The organism is Mesorhizobium sp. AA22 (assembly GCF_001672375.2).
In the GTDB taxonomy this organism is placed as follows: Bacteria; Pseudomonadota; Alphaproteobacteria; order Rhizobiales; family Rhizobiaceae; genus Mesorhizobium; species Mesorhizobium wenxiniae.
Map to the genome: position 1 here is coordinate 1,882,553 of NZ_CP048406.1, position 19,253 is coordinate 1,901,805.

Below are 19,253 nucleotides of genomic sequence, written 5' to 3' on the forward strand. Positions count from 1 at the left end.
GGGTAGGGTGCACCGGGTCGCGGCGCCGAGCCGCTGAGCGCGGCCTTTTCGTCCCTGCCATCTCGGCAACGCTTATTGCCTTCAAGCCATGGCTCCAATGCTGTATCCAGCCCCGAATTCAAGGAGCCTTCGATGACCTCACACCTCGACATCCCCGACGCCGGCATGGCTGCAGCCGGCATGGCCGCCGATGACGGGCGCGCCCACGATGATGACGCCTCGTGGCAGGACGATATTCGCGCGGGCGTGCGGCATGTGCGCGATCTGGATTCCCTGCCGCTGTCGCCGGCCGAGCGCGAGGCGGCTCAAGCCGCGGCGACGCGCCACAAGGTTCGCATCCCAAAAGCCTATCTCGATCTGATCGACTGGAGCGACCCCGCCGACCCCATCCGCGCGCAGGTCATCCCGTCGCCCGAAGAACTGGCCGAGCTGGAAGGCGAGCTCGATGATCCGATCGCCGACCATGCCTTCAGTCCGGTGCCGCGATTGACGCATCGTCATGCCGACCGGGTTTTGCTGTTCCCGACCTATCAATGCGCGGTCTATTGCCGGTTCTGCTTTCGCAAGGAGTCGCTGACTTCGATCGGCCGCGGTTTTTCGCGCGAGGCGCTGGAGCCGGCCTTCGCCTATATCGAGGCCCATCCCGAAATCCGCGAGGTGATCCTGACCGGCGGCGATCCGCTGTCGCTGCCGGACAAGGCGCTGGCGGAAATCCGCGCCCGCATCGAGGCGGTTCCGCATGTGCGGCTCTTGCGCATCCACACCCGCGTGCCGGTCGCTCTGCCCTCGCGTATCACCTCAGGGCTGGTTCGCTCCCTGCAGGGCCGGCTGATGGTCACGGTTGTCACCCATTTCAACCACGCTTGCGAAATCACTGATGCCGCTGAGCAGGCCTGTCGCGCGTTGCGGCAAGGCGGCTTCGTGCTGCTGAACCAGAGCGTTCTCCTGAAAGGCGTCAACGACACGGTCGAGGTGCTGGAGGAGCTGTGCCGCGAGCTGATGTACCGCCTCGGCGTAAAACCCTATTACCTGCACCACGGCGACCTCGCGCGCGGCATGGCGCACCGGCGCACCACCATCGCCGAGGGACAGGCGCTGGCCAGCGCGCTCCGCGCGCGCCTGTCGGGCATCTGCAATTTCGTCTATGTGCTGGACCTGCCGGACGGCGGCGGCAAAGTGCCGCTCGGCGCATCCTATGCCGAGGCGCAGGACGGAGCGACCTGGCGGATTCGCGGGCAGGATGGCGAGCTGAGGACCTATACGGAGCTTGTCGGCGACCTTTGAACCCTGGGTTCCTCGCCCCCCAAGCGGGAGAGGTGGCTCGGCGAAGCCGAGACGGAGAGGGGCCTTTCGAGAAACGGAGACTTCCTTCAGCGCGCAAGCTTGTGCCACTCCTCGTTGGAACCGTATCCAATGCCTCGCATTTCTAGAGATGACGGGGCAAAGGAGCGCAGGTGAAAGTTTTATCAGCGGTACTTGGCGGCTTTGTGCTGACGCTGGCGGTTTTCGCCAGCGGATTAGCTTTCGCCGTCTGGATTCTTTCCGCCGAGCCGGTGCGGCAGGCCGCCCCGACTTCCAGCGTTGCCGAACTGTGGCCGAGGGAGCCGCGGAAGGTGAACCCCGCTTCGCAGCGTCTTGAGCGCCTTCCCGCCCGCGAGGTCCCAGAGGTCGCAGTTGATCAGGTCCCCGTCGATCGCACCGAGAAACCTGCCGATGCCGCAGCTTCGGCGCCCGACCCCAACGCTACCGCCTCTATCCCGGCAGCCGACGAGCAGCAGGCGGTGCCCGCCGCCCATGTGGAATGGTGCGCAAGCCGCTACCGCTCCTACAGGCCAAGCGACGACCACTACACATCCTATAGCGGAGAGCAGCGTCCCTGCATCTCGCCCTATCTCGATGCCGGCGCGGCCAAGCGCGTCGTACAGCCTGCCGAGAGCGCCAGCTATGCCGAGGCGACCGACACGTGGTCAATGGATGGGAACGTTCCGGCGGATGAAACCGGTGGCGCCTGGCTTCCGCCCGACCACGTGCAATATTGCTTCAGCCGCTATCGCTCCTACCGGCCGGAAGACAACACCTACCAGCCCTATTCCGGCGGCCCGCGCCGGCAGTGCGAGTAGGTAGGGCGGGGGCGGGCTGGCGGCTGCAGTGCGTGGCGCCTTTTGGACCCCACCCAACGATCACACGCAGATTTCTTGGATCGTTCGGGTTGGCGCCGCGTTCATCCGATACCCAAAGGAGGAATCAACATGGGCGACGACCGGGAAGACAGGATTCGTGAGCGCGCATACCAGATCTGGGAACGTGAAGGCCGCATCCATGGCGATCCCGAGCGGCACTGGCACCGGGCCGAGGCCGAGATCGACAGGGAGGCAGCCCTGCCGCTGACGGCAGGCGATGCCCTGCCGGAAACCCGCGAGGTCGCGAGCTCCGACGTCTTGACGGTGGAGGCCCTGGCGGTGCGCACCGGCATATCGGGCGACCAGGCGCAGGAGCTGCTCGACAGGCTGGGAAACGACCGGGCGGCGATCGAGCAAGCCGCGCGCAACCTCAAGGGGAAGCGGCGGCTCGGGGAGTGACAGATGATCAGAAAACTCAAAGACGGAAAATACCGCCTCTATTCGCGCAACAAGGACGAAAAGACCGGCAAGCGCCGCAATCTCGGGACGTTTGACAGCCGCGAGGCTGCGGAGAAGCACGAACGCGAGGTGCAGTATTTCAAGCGGCATTGATGGGGCGTGCCGTCGCCTGCCAGGCAGCCGCGTCGGATGCCTGGCGGAACCTGCGAAGACGGCGGCGCATCTCTGCGCCGAACACTTTACGAGAACATGATGCGTCCACCAGCCTTAGTCCGGAAGCAGCAGCGACGCCCATGGCGGCTCCAGCCGCGTCCCAAGATCGATTTTAGCCAAGTCTAGCTTTTCGCACTGATCTCCGTCGCATCAGGAGCGAAATCTGACGTCAGGCTCCGTATTCCGACGTCGTACACGCGTACTTCCTCATCGAAGCCCTTGAGGTGGCGCGCGCCGAGGGCGACCATCGGAATCTTGCCGCCGACGGAACACGCCACAGAGTCATCGGTGAGAATTTGCTGATCATCGGCCGACGAACACAGTCTGGACGCCAGGTTCACGACATTGCCGATCGCGGTGTAGTCAACGCGGGCCTCATAGCCAATTCGGCCGACCGTCGCCCATCCCATCGCGAGCCCTATGCCGAAACCGACCGCGTGGCCGCGCAGACGCCACGCGGCGATTAGCCGTTGAATCGCGTCCTGCATGTCAATCGCCATCTCGACAGCGCGAAGCGCTGGGTCCGCGCTCGGCACAGGGGCGTTGACAAGTACCATCAACCCGTCCGCCGAGAAGTTGGTCAGCGTGGCCTCGTAGCGTGTGATGATCGCGCCGAGAGCCTCATAGTAGTCGCGCAATACCTTCATGACGTCATCGGGTTCCGCATGCGCCGAGAACGCGGTAAAGCCGCGTAGATCGCAGAAGACTGCGACCACCTCCGCCCGCTGGCCCGCGAGTACGCTCTCGTCACCGGATTTTTCCACGAGCTCGGCGACCTGCGGTGCGAGAAAGCGTTTCAGCCGCGCGATCCGCTCGGAGCGATCCCGCGATATGGCGAGTTCCTGCGCCATCTGATTGAACCGGACCGCCAGCCGTTCAAGTTCATCTCCGGTGGCGATGTCGATCCGGTGATCGAACTGTCCGGCACCGATTTTTTCGGTGCCCTCCTCCAGCAGGCGGATCGGGCCGGTCATGCGCCTGGCAAGCCAGTAGGCGAGCGCCGCCGCCAAGACGATTGCCGCAAGCAACAGGCCACCAGTGCGCCACAAAGAAGCATAGAGCGGTGCAAACGCCTCTGCCTGCGGCTGCTCGACGAACACAGTCCAGCCAACACTGGGGATCGGTGCCATCGCAGTCACGACGCGTTCATCCTCGGCGTTGCGGGCCGTCGTCGCCTCGCCACCTGCTGTGGCGATCTCGTCCCGCAATCTGAGCAGGGCCTCCGCAGTGTTCTCGTCGGTGCCCCGCAACACTTTGCTGATGTCTGGGTGAGCGATGATCCGGCCGGTCTGGTCGAGAACAAATGCCTGGCCGCTGCGCCCCACACGAATTTCCGAAATGACAACCCAAATGAGCTTCAGGTTGATCTCGACGACGACGATGCCGTATCTCTCGCCGGGTCCCCACAGTGCCATGGTCATGAACGGTTCGGAGCCATCGCGGTAGGTGACCGGGCCATACCATATCCCCGTCGACAGGGCTCCCACAACGGCAGGATCACCTGAGCGATCCAATCCTCCTTCAACCCTGTTCAGGTCAATGCGGGAGACGTGCAGCCGCTCCACGCCAGCACGGTCGACAAGACTTATGCTGACGATTGCCGGGGCTTGGCGCATCGCCCGCAGTGCATCCAGCCGTTGTCCCCGGGTGTCCGCGGTCAAGGTCCTTTGGACCATCCAGCCGAGCTGATCCCTGATGTCGTCGAGAAAGCTCTGCATCCTGCCGGCTGCCGATGTGGCTTCCACCCGCAAGAGAGCGCTGAGCATGGCACGCTGGTCGCGATAGCCGAACCAGGCGTCGCTGATGCCGCTGGCAGTTACGGGGACAATGACGGCCGCGAAAAGGGCGATGAAATACTTCCGAAACAGTGATCGGCGCACGGGGGCGGCCTCGGGATGGATCGAATCCCGCACATCATCCTCATTCGATGACTTCATCAGCCATGATCAGTACGGTCTGCGGCAGATCGATGCCGAGGGCATTGGCCGTTTTCAAATTGATCGACAGCTCGAACTTTGTCGGTTGCTCGAGCGGAAGATCGCCGGGATTCGTTCCCTTGAGAATCCGGTCGACATAGAAAGCCAGCCGATGCAGCATCTCCGCGTAATCCGCGGAATAGGCAAGCAGACAGCCGTTTCGCGGATACCACGGAGCCCATGCCATCGTCGGCAACCGCTGTTCGAGTGCCAGATCGGCGATATGTGCCGCCTCGCCGGCGAGCATGACGTCGGGCAGGACGAAGATTGCCTGCACGCTCTCTTTCTTCATTTCCGGGATTGCGACATCGAGGTCCGCCGGCTGCCTGATGTGATGAAGCTTCACGCCAATGCCGAGCTTTTCGGCCGCGCGCATTGCATCAGCCTCGAATGGCAAATAGGAAACGTCCGGGTTGGCCAGAACCCCGATCGTGACGATACCCGGAATTGCTTCTTTCAGCAGTTCCAGACGCTTGGCAGTAAGTTCGGTCGCATAGTAGCTCACCCCGGTAAAATTGCCGCCTGGTCTGGCGAGGCTGGCGACGAGGCCAGCGGATATCGGATCCCCGCTGACGATCGATACGATCGGGACCGAATCCGTCACCTGGTGGGCTGCACGTCCCGCCGGTTGAGAGCTTGTCACGATCACGTCCACAGATAGCTGCACCAGCTTGCGCGCCGCTTCGGCAAGTCTGTCGTAATTCTTGCCAGCCGCCTGGCACTCGAGTGCAAAGGTCTCGCCCTTCCTATAGCCCAGTTCCTCGAGCCCCTTGAGAAACGGTCCGAATTCGTCCTGAACAATACCCGGGCTGCAGTCCCAATAGGTGAGAAGGCCTACATGCGGAACAGTTGCGGCCAGCCCAGGGCTGGCCGCAAACGGTCCACCGAACAGTGCCAGCAGGTAGGCAAGAGCGAAGTACCCTTGACGCATTGGATCCACCTGATCGGTTTCGGACGGCAGCCGATGTCAGGAACCATTCCCAAATGATGCGAATTTCACGCTTCGCCGGGGCTGCTCATCCAAAAAAGTCGTTCCCCACATCGAGCACTTGGTGCCCAAATATAGCGCTATTTGATCCACTCAGAAAGCGACCACTAGCTGCTGGGCGGAAAGCGCGAAAGAGACGCACATGACCCCGTTTCGACCGCGCGAAGGTCAGAAAATGGCGTCGACAACCGTCATTCGCCGATATCGCATCAAACGAAGTTGGCGCTAAGCTGACATTCGAACGGCACGATTGAACACGCGTCCTGCTGCCGTCATCTCTGAGCGCCTAGCGCGTCGCCCGCCGCGATCCCCTCAACCGCGTCGAGCCGCTCCTGCAAAAGCCCATTCAGCACGATCATTTCCTTGATGGCCCTCACCGCATCGCCCTTGTACCGGGCGATGAACCTGTCGGCGATGGCCTGAAGGGCGGCCTCCTGGCGGCTGTCGAGCGTCACGATGTGGTCCATGGAGATGCCTCCAAATGTTTCTGTTCAACTTGAACAAAACGGGAACAAATATGTCAAGTGTGAATTGACTCCGTGAGGAATCCCTTCCTATTTGTCAGCAGGTGGGGCGGTTGCTCACAAATTAGGGAGAGCCGCGATGGGCAGACGAAAAAGCCGGTTTGACAGGCTGTCGACGAGGGATGCGGAGGCGATCATCAAGGACGCTCTGAGCCTGCGCAGGACGGTGCTTTCGTCGCAGCTGCATCTGAAGGCGCATGGCGAGCTGTATTGGCAGCTTAGTGGACTTGTCGACAAATTGCATGAGGTGATGGCCAGCCTAGCGAACAAGGAGCCCGATTTCCGGATGCCGGATCTTGGCCTGCTTCCGCTTCCCGAGGACTATTTGGCCCGGAAATGACCGATGGCCGGGCCGATGGACAGCGTTGGACGTGCCGCGAAGGTCAACATGCTGCTCATCGTCGAGTGCGGCCATTGCTACCATGTCGGACGCTTCAGGGCCAATGATGTCGCGCAGGTGGTGGGCTGGAACAAGCCGCTGGAAGCGATCAGGTTCAGGTGCAAACGGTGCAGCCGGAAGGACACCACCGTGCGCACCCAGTTCATCGACCAGGACCACCCGCCGAAGGGCTACATCTGGGTGCTGCAGAAGTTCAAGCTTTAGAACAGCGAACCCTGTACGGGCGCCTGTGACGCCTGCGGCGGAAACTTGATCTGCGTCGCCGGCTTGTCGACGATCACCAGCGCGTCGTCGGGTGCCGTGCGCTGCAGGTGCCTGGCCTCCGACCAGGGCGCTGTCAGCCAGGTCTCGGTTTCCTCCTGGGTGGTCAGGATGACAGGCATGGCCTTCTCGTGAATTGGCGCGATCAGGGCGTTTGGCTTGGTGGTCAGAAAACCATAAAGCTCGAAGTCGCCGGGGCCGTCCTTGACCTTGCGCACGCCTTGCCAGCGCGTCCACAGGCCGGCGAAGAAGAACAGCGGCCGCTCCTCGTTCAGCGCGAACCAGTAGTTCCTCTGGATACCGGTATCCGGGTCCTTGTCGCCCGGCGCCGGGCTCGGTTCGGCGAAGCTGGTGAGCGGCACCACGCAGCGGTTCTCGACGCCGAGATATTGCTGCCAGTGGCCGTATTGCGGGTTGCGGATGTTGGTGGTGCCGTAGTCGGCCTTGCCCTTCACCCGCTCAATCGGCGTCGGCATGCCCCACAGCAGGTTGGCCAGCTCGCGAGTCCCGTCCGGCGCGTTGCGCACCACCGGGCCGGGCTGGTTGGGGTAGATGTCGATGGAGGGCTCGAGATTGCCGAGGATGTCGCGCAGGGCGCGGGTCCACTGGCGGATCGCCTCCTGGCTGGTGGTGATGTTGTAGAGGTTGCACATGTCGAGCCCTCAGGGATGTTCAGGCATCTTGTGGGAAAGGGCAGGGAAATTCCAGCGCCGTCCGCTCGGCTGCTGACACGCTACCCCAGCCACCACCACAGCGCCGCGATCACCGCCCCCACCCGGGCGATCGACCGCGCCAGAAGGAAACTACCGTGCGCAGCGGCGAACCGCGGGCTCCGCTTACGCAACGGACGCCGATTGTGCGCGTTCTACCCATTAGGAGGAGCATCGGGATATGACGCCTGGTCTCATGCGCTTACAATCGGAGGCAAACCATGATGTCTAAGTTCAAAGAAGCCCTTGAGCGCGGGAAGGAAGCCCGTGAGCAAGAGGGGAAGGTCCGCAATAAGAAGGCGGAGGCAGGTGTGGTGGACTTCGGCGCGCAAGCCAGGGCCTGGCTAAACCACGTCGTGGTTGCGTCGTTGGAGGCGGCCAAGGCTGAAGTGGCGGGCGAGGTGACTGTCGAGATGGACACCGCGCCACGCCGCCAAGCCAAAGCGTCAACACCATCTATCCGGTTCAAAGTCTACAGCAAGCAGGGCGTGGCGAAGGAGGAAGTCGGAAGGACGTTCACGGTCAACGTTCAGCTGAGTGGGCAAGTGTCGGTCTCTTCGCCCGGGATGGTGGCAAGAGAAGTGGGAAACATAGGGGATAGGACTGACGAGCGGTTCTCTACCTTGCTAGCGGAACTTATCGAGGACGCAGCAAAGGGCACTTAGCCAGCAAGGTGTCGAGAAGGGCAAGCAATTTCCAGCGCTGCCCGCTCGGCTGCTGACACAGCCGGGCCAGTCAGTAAATGGCTTTCCTAATGTCGCGAATACCCCCTCCGTTAACCTTTCGTTAACCATGGCTGGCTAGCGTTTACCTATCAGTAAGGAATCGCTGTCCGTGACCTTCGCCGCCCCCGTCGAGACCAAATCCATTCGTTTTCGCGCCCGCTCGTTCGTCGCCTTCACGCTGACGCCGGAGGCCCCGCTTTCTGAGTGGCTGGAGAGCCTCGATCGCTGGATCGGCAATTCACCGGGCTATTTCGCCGGCCGGCCGGTGGTGCTCAACCTCAACACGCTGAAGCCTGAGGTCGGCCAGATCGAAGCGCTGGTTGCTGAGCTTGGCCTGCGCGGCATCCGCATCTACGCCATCGAGCTCGACGGCAACACGGCGCTCGATGCCAATCTGCCGCCCGTGCTGATCGGTGCGAAAGAGGCCACCGCCGGGCTGCTGATGCAGGCCGACAGCAAGGGCAGGCCTGAAGAGGCGGGCAAGCCGGAAGAAGGCAAGGCGGAACAGGGCAAGCCAGAAGACAGGCAGCCGGAACCGCCGGCCACCCTGATGGTCAAGACCCCGATCCGCTCGGGACAGTCGGTCTTCCACGCGCATGGCGATGTCATCGTGCTGGGCTCCGTCGCCTCCGGTTCCGAGATCGTCGCCGCCGGCTCCATCCATGTCTACGGCACGCTGCGCGGGCGGGCGTCTGCCGGGGTGCTCGGCCATTCGGCGGCGCGCATCTTCTGCCGCAAGAACGAGGCCGAGCTGCTGTCGGTCGACGGCTGGTATTGCACCGCCGAGGAGATGGAGCCGTCCTTGCGTGGAAAGGCGGTGCAGGCGTTTCTCGAAAAAGACACGTTGCGTATCGCGCCGTTCAGCTAAGCAATGCCGGCCAAAGGTGCGCAATGTTTTTATGATGCATATGAAACAACTACTTAAGCGGATCTCCTAAATCAGACGCTTAACAATACCAACAACAATAATGGAGGCATATATGGGCAAGGTAGTGGTGGTCACCTCGGGCAAGGGGGGCGTCGGCAAGACGACCTCGACTGCCGCCCTTGGTGCCGCGGTCGCGAGGACCGGCAAGAAGGTGGCCCTGGTCGATTTCGATGTCGGCTTAAGGAATCTCGATCTGATCATGGGCGCCGAGCGGCGGGTGGTGTTCGACCTGGTCAACGTCATCCAGGGAACGGCCAAGCTCTCGCAGGCGCTGATCCGCGACAAGCGGGTCGAGACGCTGTTCCTGCTGCCGGCCTCGCAGACGCGCGACAAGGATGCGCTGACCGAGGAGGGCGTCGGCGAGGTGATAGAAAAGCTAAGCTCGGTGTTCGACTATGTCTTCTGCGATAGTCCGGCCGGCATCGAGCGCGGCGCGCAGCTTGCCATGCGCTTTGCCGACGAGGCGGTCATCGTCACCAACCCGGAAGTCAGCTCGGTGCGCGATTCCGATCGCATCATCGGCCTGCTCGACGCCAGGACCGTCAAGGCCGAGCGGGGCGAACAGATCGCCAAGCACGTGCTGGTGACGCGTTATGATGCGGCCCGCGCGGCTCGCGGCGAAATGCTCTCGATCGACGACGTTCTGGAGATCCTGTCGACGCCGCTCCTGGGCATCATTCCCGAAAGCCAGGACGTGCTCAAGGCCTCCAACCTCGGTTCGCCGGTGACGCTCAGCGATCCGACGAATTCCGCCGCCCGCGCCTATATCGAGGCGGCCAAACGGCTCGAGGGCGAGGAACTGCCGGTCGTCGTGCCGTTCGAGCGCAAGGGCTTTCTCGATCGGCTTTTTGGAAGGAGGGCAGCATGAACCTGTTAGACCTCTTCAAGCGGCGCGGCAGCGCGCCGGTGGCCCGCGAGCGGCTGCAGGTGCTGCTCGCCTATGAGCGCCGCAACCGCAGCCAGCCCGATCTCGTCTCGGTGCTGCGCGAGGAGATCATGGCCGTCATCGCCAGGCATGTGCAGATCGACCAGGATTACCTGCAGGTCTCTATGGATCGCGGCGAGACGATGTCGACGCTGGAGATCGACATTCAGATCCCCAACAAGAGCGCAAGGCCATTGGCCATGTCGGCCTGAGCGGCAGTGTTGCGGCCAGAGAAGCGCCGGAAACTCCGGCGCCGCGCGGCGCTCCGCGAGCTGTCGCTTTCGACCTGCGCAGACCTGATCCCACCTGGCTCAGGGCTGTTGGCTCACGCCTTGGCCTTGAAGCGCGCCGCCTCCTCCGAACCGCTTGTGGCGTCGCCTGCGCTATAGGGCGCGCCGGCGTGGGAAGTGTGTCTGGCCGCCGGGATAGCGGTCGAGCTTCGTAAGCCCGTCCCGCGCATAGTTTGACGAGTAACCGTCGACCGATCGTCATAGAGGACGCAAACGACCTTTGCCATTTTTGATCTCCCTTCGTCTGTCAACGAGGAAGACGCTCGGTTGTTAAGGCTGCCCGCCAAAACGAACGGGCGGCCACTCTGTTTGTCAGAGGCCAGCAACTCTTAGCGCTTCCTGGGAAAGTTGCGCGCTATTGCGAATTAGATGGAGGAGCCGGACGTGGCTTCAAGGCCAGCGGCAGGCAACGGTGCCGCGTTGCTCTTCGGACCTTGGGCGTAACGAACGACGGGCTGCCATTGCAGCCACTGCCGCGGTGGCGCCAGCCACAAAACCTCACTTCTTCCCTTGCGGGTAGATCGTTTCGCCGCGTTTCAGCATCTCGACAAAGGCGGCGATCTTCTTTTTGCGCCCGGCCTCGGTCTTCATGTTGTGGATGCGGAAGGCGAGCGCGAAACGGTTCTGCGCGCTGAGCGTTGCCAGCATCGCCTTTGCCTTGGGCTCGGCATCGATGGCCGCCTGCAAGTCCCCGGGGATTTTCATATCCTTGCCGCTTCCGTAAGCGCGCGCCCAGCGACCGTCGGCCTTCGCTGCCTCGACCTGTTTCAGCCCGTGCTCGGTCATCCGGCCTTCCTCGATCAGCCGGGCGACGTTGTCGACGTTGATCTGGCTCCAGGTGCTCTTCCTGCCGCGCGGCGTGTAGCGCTGCAAATAGCTCTTGTCGTCGAGCCCCTTGCGCACGGCGTCGATCCAACCCCAGCACAGCACGACGTCGATGGCCTGCTTGGGCGTGATCGAAGGCAGCCCCGAATCGACCTTGTGTATCTTGATCCAGACTTCTGTCTCGGTGTCGTGGTGCTTGCCGAGCCAGGTGTAGAAGCTTTCGGCATCGCCGAATTCGCGCACTTTTTCAGGGTCGACCTTGACCGGCGGCATTAACCGGCCTGCCTTGGTGGTCCGGTGACACCCCGCGCTCGCTCATCGGATGTCTCAGCCATCGTTCCTCCCTCTGCGCCGCCGCATCCGTCTGGATGGAGCAACAGCGGGGAAGCGTCAACAGGTGGATGTAGCTGCCAGTCCGCCCCCTCCGTCCCGCGGCGCCCATGGCGGTTCTTCCCATCGTGATGTAACACCGTCCTGACAGAACCGGCCCATAATAGGCTCGGCGGGCCTCAACTGGGGGATGTGGACATGCGAGCGATGCTGTTCGGCCTGATGTTGCTGGCGCCAACCGTGGCCCTGGCGGAACCGATAGAAACCCAGAAGATCATCACCGCGCTGACCGGCGACTGGAATGGCGACGGCGCCGTCGACCTGGCGATGATCGTCGAGACCCAGCCAAGCGAACCGATGGACATGCATTTCTTTCTCAGGGATCGCGAACACGACTTTTTGCGTCCTGCCGGCATCGTGCGTGACCAGATTCTCGGAGAGTGGAACGGTTACGACCGCTCCGGCTACGAGGCCTCCGACACCGAGCCGGAGCTGACCGCACTGCCCAACGGCTCGATCAAACTGTATCTGCCGGCGATGCCGGTCGGCAGCAAACGGACCAACCAGACGCTGACGCTCGCTTACCGCGACGGCGTCTTCATCGTCGCCGGCTTTGCCTATGATTATCACGATTATCTTGAAGACAATGTCGCAAGCGAGTGCGATTACAATGTTTTGACCGGCAAGGGCAAAAGCAGCAAGATGCAGCCCGATGGCACCACAAAGCAGAAGACCGTGGCGGTGGGAGGCAAGGTCATTGCCTTTTCTGAGTGGAACCCTGGAACAGGCTTCAGCGCCTGCGGCGAGTGAGGGCAGCGTCCCCGCATCACGAAGATCTGACCGGTACGGACTGCTTCACTGCAGCTGCGGTTTCTTGAGAAAGCTGTTGCGGTCGGCCGACTTGACGCGCAGCCAGGTTTCGCGGCCGTCGCGCACCACCCGCAATGGGATCTCGGCGCCCGCCGGGTTCTGCCACAGCTTGCGATAGAAATCGGCGAGCCCGTCGACTTCGCCGTCGCGGACGTCCGAGATGATGTCGCCCTGGCGCAAGCCGGCTTCGGCGGCGGGGCTGCCTTCGGCGACGCTCATCACTACGACCTCGCCATTGCTTTCGGCGGAGAAGGCGCCAAGCCATGGGCGCGGTGGCTTGGCAACCTGGCCGCGTGTCAGGAGATCGTCGAGAATGGGCGGCAGAAGGTCGATCGGCACCACCATGTTGATGTCGGCGATCTCGCCGGCGCGGCTCATCTGCAGGCGCAGCGAACCGATGCCAAGCAGCCTGCCGTCCTGCCCGATGAGTGCCGCACCTCCCCATGACGGATGGGCCGGCGCGGTGAAGATCGCCTCGTCCAGGAGATACTCCCAATAGCCGGCGAATTCCTGTTTGGTGACGATGTGCGCCCTGACCGCCTGGCCGATGCCGTCGGCAAGCACCACGGGGTCGCCGGCCATCGCCCTGGCCGCGTCGCCGAAAGCCACGGCGGGCAGGCCGAGCGGGGCCAGCGCCTGCACCAGGCCGAAGCCCGATTCCTGGTCATAGGCAAGCGCGTGGGCGGGAACCACGCGCCCGTTATGGTCGGTCAGCCAGACTTCTTCCGCCTCGGTGATGAGATACCCGATGGTGAGCACCAGCCCGTTATCGCGAATGACCACGCCGCTGCCTTCCCGGCTTGTGCCCAGCGCGTTGGCGGTGAAGGCGTCGTCGGGGATCGAGGCCCGCACCGCCACGATGGACCGCAAAATCGTATCGATGGTCATGCTCTCAATCCCGGCAAGCGATGCGTGGGCCGGCAAGGCCCGATATCCCTATAGGTATGGCGCACGTGACGAGGCGCAAGGGCATCGATTAGCCCTTCCCCCTCGGGGCCTATTGGGGAGAAGGGGCGCGCGGCATCGGCAATAGTTCAACATAAGTTGAACTTCCTGGCGACCGCACTACCTGTATCTATGTGTAGACGAACCTGCCCCACCCTCCCGCTCTCATCGCGCAACCTGATCCTCCCCAAGACGCTCCCCGCTCACAACACAAGGCCTCCCAAGATGAACCAATATACACCGCCGAAAGTATGGACCTGGAACAAGGAAAATGGCGGCGCCTTCGCCAGCATCAACCGGCCGATCGCGGGCCCGACGCATGACAAGGAGCTGCCGGTCGGCAAGCATCCGCTGCAGCTTTATTCGCAGGCGACACCGAACGGCGTCAAGGTGACGATCATGCTGGAGGAGCTCTTGGCGCTCGGCCACAAAGGTGCCGAATATGACGCCTGGCTGATCAGGATCAACGACGGCGACCAGTTCGGCAGCGGCTTCGTCGAGGTCAACCCCAACTCCAAGATCCCGGCGCTGATGGATCGCAGCGGGCCAAAGCCGATCCGCGTCTTCGAATCCGGCTCGATCCTGGTGCATCTGGCCGAAAAATTCGGCGAATTCCTGCCGACCGAGCAGCCGGCGCGCGCAGAAACCCTGTCGTGGCTGTTCTGGCAGATGGGCTCGGCGCCCTATCTCGGCGGCGGCTTCGGCCATTTCTATGCCTATGCGCCGGAAAAGATCGAATATGCCATCGACCGCTTCGCCATGGAGGTGAAGCGCCAGATGGACGTGCTCGACCGGCGGCTGGCCGAAACCGAATATCTCGGCGGCAGTGACTACACGATCGCCGACATGGCGGTCTGGCCGTGGTATGGCGGTCTGGCCAAGGGCCGGCAGTACAATGATTCCGCCACCTTCCTTTCGGTGCAGGAATACAAGAACGTGCAGCGCTGGGCCGAAGCAATCGACGCACGGCCGGCGGTGCAGCGCGGCCGCATGGTCAACCGCGCCTTCGGCGAGCCGGCGATGCAGCTGCACGAGCGCCACGACGCCAGCGATTTCGACACCAAGACGCAGGACAAGCTGGCGGCCGAATGAGCGGCTTTGGCCAGACGCGTGGGGCCGGAGACGTCCGGCGTCGCGATCCTCGACCACATGGATCCTAGGGTCTCCGCGACGTCGCTTCGCCCTAGGATGACGAAGGCATCACTGCTTAAGGCCAATCGCGGACGGTGAAGATTGGCAGTTGCGTCGCCGCGTGGCGGTTGATGGCAAATCGCAAACTTCGAGATTGGCTGAACAACACTCCCCCGTTCGTCATCCTAGAGCGAGCGGGAGCGCGGACCTAGGGATCCATACCGTTACGATGACCGAGAAGGGCAGCGATCGCCCTCAAGCCTGTCCTATTGCGCAAGCCACAGGCAGGCTTCCGTGCTGCCAACACCAGACATATGTATCCGGAAATATATATTGCTTGACTAAAGTATCGGAACGTCCAATGCACATTCCCAGAACCGAACAAGTCCGCTTTCAAAAGGCTTAGACCATATTATCTATTTCGGTCACATCATTATCTAAGCACATCGATATTCTGCCGGCGCGTAACCTGTATCTCGACACGTCGTAAAACCGATACTCGTCGGTCCAGCACTCGCGGTCGCGGATCACCTGTGTGTCTTTCGCCCGGCTCTGTAGATCAGTTGGACGACGAACAAAAAATATCCAACCTGCGAAACGATCAAGGTAAGGACCGTCCAGCCCAGCGCCTTCCAGATTGAACCCGTTGCCAAAAAAGTCGAGAGCGCCACGACGAATGACGCGGTAGTCATCCCCACCAGGAACTGTGGAAAATTCATCGCTTTTCAAAGCCGCCCCGGAGCTTCTAACGGCCGCGACGGCCACCCTTGCCCATTTACCCCGGACCACGTTTTCACCCTTTCAATGGTTGCGCAAGTGGCAAATGGATCAGAAGTGTGCACATGCTTAATGCAATCTCTGGTTGAGATACATCCTGGCGTCGTGCTGTTCCATTCAAAAAGAGCAGACCTATTGCGGAAAAAACGATGGAAAGTTGTTGCGCGCCGGGTGCGCTGGCGCAACGTGGGCCCTGCGGACTGCCACAGAACAAGAATATCAGTCCAGGGGAGGATGGGGCCAAGGGGGAGGATTACATGGCGCTCAAGGTAATCGGCGCGGGATTTGGACGCACGGGCACATGGTCGACCTTTGCCGCGCTGAACAGGCTCGGCTTTCCCTGCTATCACATTTAGGAAGTTCCTCAAGCTGAAGCGATTGCCCTGAGGTAAAATCCACCAGGGCTGGACAGCCTCAACTCATGGAACCAGTTGCGGGAGATCGCATGGGCGCTAGGTCGGATGACTTCCGCATCCTCGTTGCCGCGACCGGCCGGGGTCAACGTGCCTGTCGTCGGAGAAGCAACCGCCCCGCCGTGCCTCCTGTGGTCCCTTCGCCGGCTCCTTGCGCAGTAACGGTTTCTTCGTTGCTTTTGTCGCACAATGGCCGCGATGGGGCAGGCGAAGTCCAAGGGGCATGGCTGACAAGAAGAATCGCAACGGAGAGTTCTGGGAGCTGGCGCTCGAACGCGCGCATCTTGGCGTCTGGGACTGGGATCTCAGGACCGGCGACTGTTTCTACTCGGCAATGTGGTCGCAGATGCTCGGCTATGGCGAGGGCGAGCTTGCCGAGACAAGCGACCTTTGGCTGCAACTGACGCATCCCGACGATCGCGAGCGGGCGGTGGCCAGCGGCGAACGCCACATTGCCGGGCTGACCGATTCCATCGAGACCGAGCTCAGGCTGAAACACAAATCCGGTCACTGGGTATGGGTTCTCGATCGCGGCGGAGTGGTGGAGCGCGACGCGGAAGGCCGGCCGCTCCGGCTGATGGGCGTCCAGACCGACATCACCAAGCAGAAGCAAGCGGAAGCACAGCTTGAGCAGGTGAACGTCCGCTTTCGCCTGGCGTTAGCAGCCAGCGGCACCGGCATCTGGCATCACGATCTCGCCGCACGCAAAAGCTACTGGGACCAGCGCACGCGGGAAATCTTCGGGCTTGTCGCCGAAACCGACGAGGTGTCGCAAGACCTCTGGCACAGTTATCTGCATCCGGATGACAGGGCCGACGCCGAGCGGGCCCACTTGGCGCCGCTGCAAACCCAAAAGGTCGTCGCCGTGCAATACCGCATCATCAAGCGGAACGGCGAAATCAGACATGTCGAATCACTGATACGGCTCATCGCCGACGCCCAGTCGTCGGGCCAGATCCTGGGCACGGTGCGCGACATCACCGAGGCGAAGCAACGCGAGCAGGAACTTGCCCATGCGGCCCACCATGACGCGCTGACCGGCCTTCTGAACCGCGCTGCATTCGACCGGCTGCTGGCCGAGCATATCGCAACGGCGCGCCCGCTCGCGATCTTCTACGTCGATCTCGACTACTTCAAGGCTCTGAACGACTTCGCCGGCCACGCCGCCGGCGACCTTGCACTGAAGCGCGTCGCCAAGCGCATTCAGGGCTGTCTGCCGCCGTCGGTGCATGCCGCGCGCCTCGGCGGCGACGAGTTCGCGCTGCTGGTGCCTGATTGCGACGCAGCGCAAGCCGAGCGTCTCGCCGGCGCCGTTCTCGCGGCGGTTCGCGATGCCGACCTCGGCTCGACGGCGGCGTCGCGCAAGCTGGCGGCCAGCATCGGCATCGCCTTTGTCGCCGATGAGAATACCGCGGTGGCCGACGCGCTCGCCTGTGCCGACGACGCCTGCTATGCGGCCAAGGCCGCCGGGCGCAATCGCTTCGCGGTGTTCTCCCCTGAGACAACATCCGGTTCCAGCGGTCTCAATGCGGCGCGGCTAGCGGCCGACACCGTCGATGCCATGGAAGACGGAAGGCTGAAACTGTTCGGCCAGGAAATCCATCGGCTCGGAACACCTTTGCAAGAGAGCCGCCATGTCGAGGTCCTGGCGCGGCTCGCCGGGCGCAACGGGCGGCTGATCCCGCCGGGCGAGTTCATCCCGGCGGCGGAGCGGTTCGGCATAGCCTCGCGGCTCGATCGCTGGATCATCAGGACGGCGCTCTCGCTTCATGGTCCGGCGCTGAAGTCAGGGGCGCTCACGCTCGGCTTCAACCTGTCGGCGCAGACCCTGAGCGATCCGCAGCTTTGGGATTTCGTCGACGCCGTCATCGATGAGACCGGGGCGCCGCATGCCGGCATCGGCTTCGAGATCACCGAAACCGCCGCAGTCACCAATTTCACTGCTGCCGAACAGTTCGTCCGCAAGGCGCGCGAGCGACGCTGCCGCGTCAGCCTCGACGATTTCGGGGCGGGCATGAGTTCGTTCGAATATCTCCGGCGCTTTCCCGTCGACGCCATCAAGATCGACGGCTCCTTCATCGAGCATATTGCGGAGAGCCGCTTCGACCGCGAAATCGTCTCGGCCATATCCGGCATCGCCAGAAGCCTCGGCTGCTCCGTGGTGGCGGAGAAGATCGAAGAGCAGGCTTCGCTCGACATCCTCAGGGGTATGGGCGTTGCCTTCGGCCAGGGATTTCTGCTGCACCGGCCGGAGCCGCTGCAAGCGATCGTGGCACGGGCGAGCGCGCAAGCGGCTTTGCCAGCTGGACGGCGAGCATAGCATCCGCTCGCCGGGCGCGAGGCTGCAGGACGGCCAGCGATCCGTCACGCGCGAGATCGGATTCGCGTCGGTCGAAGGTGAGAAAGCCTAAAAGCCGCGAGAACGTCCGGAACAGTTCCAGCGTCGACACTGCGAGTGGGTCAGGGCTTTCCCGGCGGGCGATAGCGGATCGACTTTGCCTTCCCAAGCGCTTGCATCGTCTCTTCGACGCTTAGGAGAACGGTGGTCTCGTACGAGTTGATCGCTCCTCCCGCACCGATAGCCAGCATGACAGATGCCATCGAAACGTTGTCTGGCGCCTCCCACAGGTTCCAGCCATCGTGCTCTCCGAAGGCATACCAGAACCCGTGCAGCTTTCCGCCCACCGACTCGATGTAGGTGCGGGCTGCCTCGCGTCTATCCTCGGGGTTTTCGATCAGGCGCGCCCAGGTCTCGGGCGTATAGCTGAATCGTGAGAGATACATGGGCATGGTTCGCCTCCAGCGCTGCCGATCCCCGCGGCTCGGCGTCAAGGGATCGAGGGGAATGGCGCCGAGCCTAACCGGCTTGGGCAGTTCGCCGGCTGACGAAATATGCTCTTAAGCTAATATAAGAGCAACAGCTATAAATCCGCGCGCCATAGGTCGCCTCATAGCTTCCGCCGAAGAGACCGCAGAATGCTGGATGGTTCCAGTTCGACTTTTTTGGCCATGCCGGTTCGCCAATGTGAATCGATCAGTCAGCTAATTTAGTACCTTTGTTTATCAAGGCAAGATCCGGTCTTAGCGAGACTGGCGAGCGGGCAGGCGCGCGACATTTGCCTGCCGTGCCAATATCCGCAGCCAAAGCAGCATTACAAGCGAGTGGGAAATTAACCGGCAGTCGGCGCAATCATCAGGAGGCCCGGCTCTGCCGGGCCTCCTTCGAGCCTGTCTCGGAGCCTGTCTCGTTCAAGAGGCTGCAGAGCGAAACGGCCTCATCGTGACACAGGCCGATCAGCGCAAGCGCCGAAAACTGGGCCGGCAGATCGAGCCTGACGTCCCACACCATCCATCTGCCGTTTGGCTCCATGACACATTCAAAACGCAATGCACCGTCCGACATTCGACCCCCCAACGATTGCCGCTAGGTGGTATCGCGTCAA

The 19,253-nt window shown here is 62.4% G+C and carries 23 protein-coding genes and 1 pseudogene; 14 read left to right on the forward strand and 10 right to left on the reverse strand.

Annotated elements, in window-relative coordinates; genetic code table 11:
• Positions 1 to 180: 180 nt before the first annotated feature.
• The 4 genes from A9K68_RS09245 to A9K68_RS31275 all read left to right on the forward strand — a co-directional run bounded on the left by A9K68_RS09245 (position 181) and on the right by A9K68_RS31275 (position 2,732).
• Positions 181 to 1,284 (forward strand): KamA family radical SAM protein, encoded by a 1,104-nt coding sequence (locus tag A9K68_RS09245; RefSeq protein WP_065009115.1) that lies wholly within the window; start codon positions 181 to 183, stop codon positions 1,282 to 1,284.
• 170 nt (positions 1,285 to 1,454) lie between these two features.
• A complete protein-coding gene (locus A9K68_RS09250) occupies positions 1,455 to 2,120 on the forward strand; it encodes a BA14K family protein (RefSeq protein WP_065009083.1) in 666 nt (221 codons plus the stop codon).
• Between the two features lie 129 nt (positions 2,121 to 2,249).
• Positions 2,250 to 2,579: a DUF2934 domain-containing protein gene (locus A9K68_RS09255; protein WP_065009114.1), complete on the forward strand. Its 330-nt coding sequence runs from the start codon at positions 2,250 to 2,252 to the stop codon at positions 2,577 to 2,579.
• Between the two features lie 3 nt (positions 2,580 to 2,582).
• Entirely contained in the window at positions 2,583 to 2,732 is a 150-nt protein-coding gene (locus A9K68_RS31275; RefSeq protein WP_156768381.1) for a hypothetical protein, read from the forward strand.
• Positions 2,733 to 2,914: 182 nt separating this feature from the next.
• On the opposite strand, the gene A9K68_RS09260 is transcribed toward A9K68_RS31275, so the two are convergent.
• The 3 genes from A9K68_RS09260 to A9K68_RS09270 all read right to left on the reverse strand — a co-directional run bounded on the left by A9K68_RS09260 (position 2,915) and on the right by A9K68_RS09270 (position 6,223).
• Entirely contained in the window at positions 2,915 to 4,729 is a 1,815-nt protein-coding gene (locus A9K68_RS09260; RefSeq protein ID WP_065009082.1) for an adenylate/guanylate cyclase domain-containing protein, read from the reverse strand.
• Entirely contained in the window at positions 4,713 to 5,699 is a 987-nt protein-coding gene (locus A9K68_RS09265) for an ABC transporter substrate-binding protein (protein WP_246811327.1), read from the reverse strand. The genes A9K68_RS09260 and A9K68_RS09265 overlap by 17 nt, the downstream gene beginning before the upstream one ends.
• Before the next feature lie 329 nt (positions 5,700 to 6,028).
• Positions 6,029 to 6,223, reverse strand: a complete 195-nt coding sequence (locus A9K68_RS09270; RefSeq protein WP_082982460.1) for a hypothetical protein — start codon at positions 6,221 to 6,223, stop codon at positions 6,029 to 6,031.
• A gap of 136 nt (positions 6,224 to 6,359) precedes the next feature.
• Between A9K68_RS09270 and A9K68_RS09275 the strand changes: the two genes are divergently transcribed.
• Both A9K68_RS09275 and A9K68_RS09280 read left to right on the forward strand, forming a co-directional pair.
• Entirely contained in the window at positions 6,360 to 6,620 is a 261-nt protein-coding gene (locus A9K68_RS09275; protein WP_065009080.1) for a hypothetical protein, read from the forward strand.
• A 3-nt stretch (positions 6,621 to 6,623) separates the two neighbouring features.
• Positions 6,624 to 6,884 (forward strand): hypothetical protein, encoded by a 261-nt coding sequence (locus A9K68_RS09280; protein WP_065009079.1) that lies wholly within the window; start codon positions 6,624 to 6,626, stop codon positions 6,882 to 6,884.
• On the opposite strand, the gene A9K68_RS09285 is transcribed toward A9K68_RS09280, so the two are convergent.
• Positions 6,881 to 7,594 (reverse strand): SOS response-associated peptidase, encoded by a 714-nt coding sequence (locus A9K68_RS09285; protein ID WP_029351312.1) that lies wholly within the window; start codon positions 7,592 to 7,594, stop codon positions 6,881 to 6,883. The two genes, A9K68_RS09280 and A9K68_RS09285, sit on opposite strands and share 4 nt — an antisense overlap.
• A gap of 278 nt (positions 7,595 to 7,872) precedes the next feature.
• Between A9K68_RS09285 and A9K68_RS09290 the strand changes: the two genes are divergently transcribed.
• From A9K68_RS09290 to minE, 4 genes are all read left to right on the forward strand, one after another.
• Positions 7,873 to 8,316, forward strand: a complete 444-nt coding sequence (locus tag A9K68_RS09290; protein WP_065009078.1) for a hypothetical protein — start codon at positions 7,873 to 7,875, stop codon at positions 8,314 to 8,316.
• A gap of 169 nt (positions 8,317 to 8,485) precedes the next feature.
• Positions 8,486 to 9,244: a septum site-determining protein MinC gene (gene minC, locus A9K68_RS09295; protein WP_065009077.1), complete on the forward strand. Its 759-nt coding sequence runs from the start codon at positions 8,486 to 8,488 to the stop codon at positions 9,242 to 9,244.
• A gap of 112 nt (positions 9,245 to 9,356) precedes the next feature.
• A complete protein-coding gene (gene minD, locus A9K68_RS09300) occupies positions 9,357 to 10,172 on the forward strand; it encodes a septum site-determining protein MinD (protein WP_029351318.1) in 816 nt (271 codons plus the stop codon).
• On the forward strand, positions 10,169 to 10,441 hold the full coding sequence (gene minE, locus A9K68_RS09305; RefSeq protein WP_029351320.1) for a cell division topological specificity factor MinE: 273 nt from the start codon (positions 10,169 to 10,171) through the stop codon (positions 10,439 to 10,441). Before minD ends, minE begins: the two co-directional genes overlap by 4 nt.
• Before the next feature lie 113 nt (positions 10,442 to 10,554).
• On the opposite strand, the gene A9K68_RS31280 is transcribed toward minE, so the two are convergent.
• Together A9K68_RS31280 and A9K68_RS09315 are read right to left on the reverse strand one after the other, a co-directional pair.
• Positions 10,555 to 10,746: a hypothetical protein gene (locus tag A9K68_RS31280; protein WP_203546945.1), complete on the reverse strand. Its 192-nt coding sequence runs from the start codon at positions 10,744 to 10,746 to the stop codon at positions 10,555 to 10,557.
• 271 nt (positions 10,747 to 11,017) lie between these two features.
• Entirely contained in the window at positions 11,018 to 11,617 is a 600-nt protein-coding gene (locus A9K68_RS09315; protein WP_065009076.1) for a YdeI/OmpD-associated family protein, read from the reverse strand.
• A gap of 255 nt (positions 11,618 to 11,872) precedes the next feature.
• Here A9K68_RS09315 and A9K68_RS09320 point away from each other — a divergent pair, with 255 nt between their 5' ends.
• Entirely contained in the window at positions 11,873 to 12,484 is a 612-nt protein-coding gene (locus A9K68_RS09320) for a hypothetical protein (RefSeq protein WP_065009075.1), read from the forward strand.
• Positions 12,485 to 12,529: 45 nt separating this feature from the next.
• On the opposite strand, the gene A9K68_RS09325 is transcribed toward A9K68_RS09320, so the two are convergent.
• Entirely contained in the window at positions 12,530 to 13,432 is a 903-nt protein-coding gene (locus A9K68_RS09325) for a S1C family serine protease (RefSeq protein ID WP_065009074.1), read from the reverse strand.
• 282 nt (positions 13,433 to 13,714) lie between these two features.
• On the opposite strand from A9K68_RS09325, the gene yghU reads away from it, so the two are divergent.
• Positions 13,715 to 14,581, forward strand: a complete 867-nt coding sequence (gene yghU / locus A9K68_RS09330; RefSeq protein WP_065009073.1) for a glutathione-dependent disulfide-bond oxidoreductase — start codon at positions 13,715 to 13,717, stop codon at positions 14,579 to 14,581.
• A gap of 441 nt (positions 14,582 to 15,022) precedes the next feature.
• Here yghU and A9K68_RS31630 read toward each other — a convergent pair whose 3' ends face one another.
• A complete protein-coding gene (locus A9K68_RS31630; protein ID WP_246811328.1) occupies positions 15,023 to 15,349 on the reverse strand; it encodes a hypothetical protein in 327 nt (108 codons plus the stop codon).
• A 305-nt stretch (positions 15,350 to 15,654) separates the two neighbouring features.
• On the opposite strand from A9K68_RS31630, the pseudogene A9K68_RS09340 reads away from it, so the two are divergent.
• A pseudogene (locus tag A9K68_RS09340) lies at positions 15,655 to 15,786 on the forward strand (sulfotransferase); the annotation flags it as partial.
• Between the two features lie 247 nt (positions 15,787 to 16,033).
• Complete coding sequence (locus A9K68_RS09345) at positions 16,034 to 18,130, forward strand: EAL domain-containing protein (RefSeq protein ID WP_065009071.1); 2,097 nt, start codon at positions 16,034 to 16,036, stop codon at positions 18,128 to 18,130.
• A gap of 140 nt (positions 18,131 to 18,270) precedes the next feature.
• Here the strand turns inward: A9K68_RS09345 and A9K68_RS09350 are convergent, their stop codons facing one another.
• Both A9K68_RS09350 and A9K68_RS09355 read right to left on the reverse strand, forming a co-directional pair.
• A complete protein-coding gene (locus A9K68_RS09350) occupies positions 18,271 to 18,600 on the reverse strand; it encodes a GYD domain-containing protein (RefSeq protein WP_065009070.1) in 330 nt (109 codons plus the stop codon).
• A gap of 403 nt (positions 18,601 to 19,003) precedes the next feature.
• Complete coding sequence (locus A9K68_RS09355; protein WP_029351792.1) at positions 19,004 to 19,213, reverse strand: hypothetical protein; 210 nt, start codon at positions 19,211 to 19,213, stop codon at positions 19,004 to 19,006.
• Positions 19,214 to 19,253 lie beyond the last annotated feature (40 nt).

Coding starts and splice junctions, on each gene's coding strand:
- A9K68_RS09355 (WP_029351792.1), bottom strand. CDS start 19,213: ATGTCGGACGGTGCATTGCGTTTTGAATGTGTCATGGAGCCAAACGGC.
- A9K68_RS31280 (WP_203546945.1), bottom strand. CDS start 10,746: ATGGCAAAGGTCGTTTGCGTCCTCTATGACGATCGGTCGACGGTTACT.
- A9K68_RS09270 (WP_082982460.1), bottom strand. CDS start 6,223: ATGGACCACATCGTGACGCTCGACAGCCGCCAGGAGGCCGCCCTTCAG.
- A9K68_RS09345 (WP_065009071.1), top strand. CDS start 16,034: ATGGCTGACAAGAAGAATCGCAACGGAGAGTTCTGGGAGCTGGCGCTC.
- A9K68_RS09280 (WP_065009079.1), top strand. CDS start 6,624: ATGGCCGGGCCGATGGACAGCGTTGGACGTGCCGCGAAGGTCAACATG.
- yghU (WP_065009073.1), top strand. CDS start 13,715: ATGAACCAATATACACCGCCGAAAGTATGGACCTGGAACAAGGAAAAT.
- A9K68_RS09255 (WP_065009114.1), top strand. CDS start 2,250: ATGGGCGACGACCGGGAAGACAGGATTCGTGAGCGCGCATACCAGATC.
- A9K68_RS09320 (WP_065009075.1), top strand. CDS start 11,873: ATGCGAGCGATGCTGTTCGGCCTGATGTTGCTGGCGCCAACCGTGGCC.
- minE (WP_029351320.1), top strand. CDS start 10,169: ATGAACCTGTTAGACCTCTTCAAGCGGCGCGGCAGCGCGCCGGTGGCC.
- A9K68_RS09265 (WP_246811327.1), bottom strand. CDS start 5,699: ATGCGTCAAGGGTACTTCGCTCTTGCCTACCTGCTGGCACTGTTCGGT.
- A9K68_RS09245 (WP_065009115.1), top strand. CDS start 181: ATGGCCGCCGATGACGGGCGCGCCCACGATGATGACGCCTCGTGGCAG.
- A9K68_RS31275 (WP_156768381.1), top strand. CDS start 2,583: ATGATCAGAAAACTCAAAGACGGAAAATACCGCCTCTATTCGCGCAAC.
- minD (WP_029351318.1), top strand. CDS start 9,357: ATGGGCAAGGTAGTGGTGGTCACCTCGGGCAAGGGGGGCGTCGGCAAG.
- A9K68_RS09290 (WP_065009078.1), top strand. CDS start 7,873: ATGATGTCTAAGTTCAAAGAAGCCCTTGAGCGCGGGAAGGAAGCCCGT.
- A9K68_RS09275 (WP_065009080.1), top strand. CDS start 6,360: ATGGGCAGACGAAAAAGCCGGTTTGACAGGCTGTCGACGAGGGATGCG.
- A9K68_RS09325 (WP_065009074.1), bottom strand. CDS start 13,432: ATGACCATCGATACGATTTTGCGGTCCATCGTGGCGGTGCGGGCCTCG.
- A9K68_RS09260 (WP_065009082.1), bottom strand. CDS start 4,729: ATGAAGTCATCGAATGAGGATGATGTGCGGGATTCGATCCATCCCGAG.
- A9K68_RS09285 (WP_029351312.1), bottom strand. CDS start 7,594: ATGTGCAACCTCTACAACATCACCACCAGCCAGGAGGCGATCCGCCAG.
- A9K68_RS09350 (WP_065009070.1), bottom strand. CDS start 18,600: ATGCCCATGTATCTCTCACGATTCAGCTATACGCCCGAGACCTGGGCG.
- A9K68_RS09315 (WP_065009076.1), bottom strand. CDS start 11,617: ATGCCGCCGGTCAAGGTCGACCCTGAAAAAGTGCGCGAATTCGGCGAT.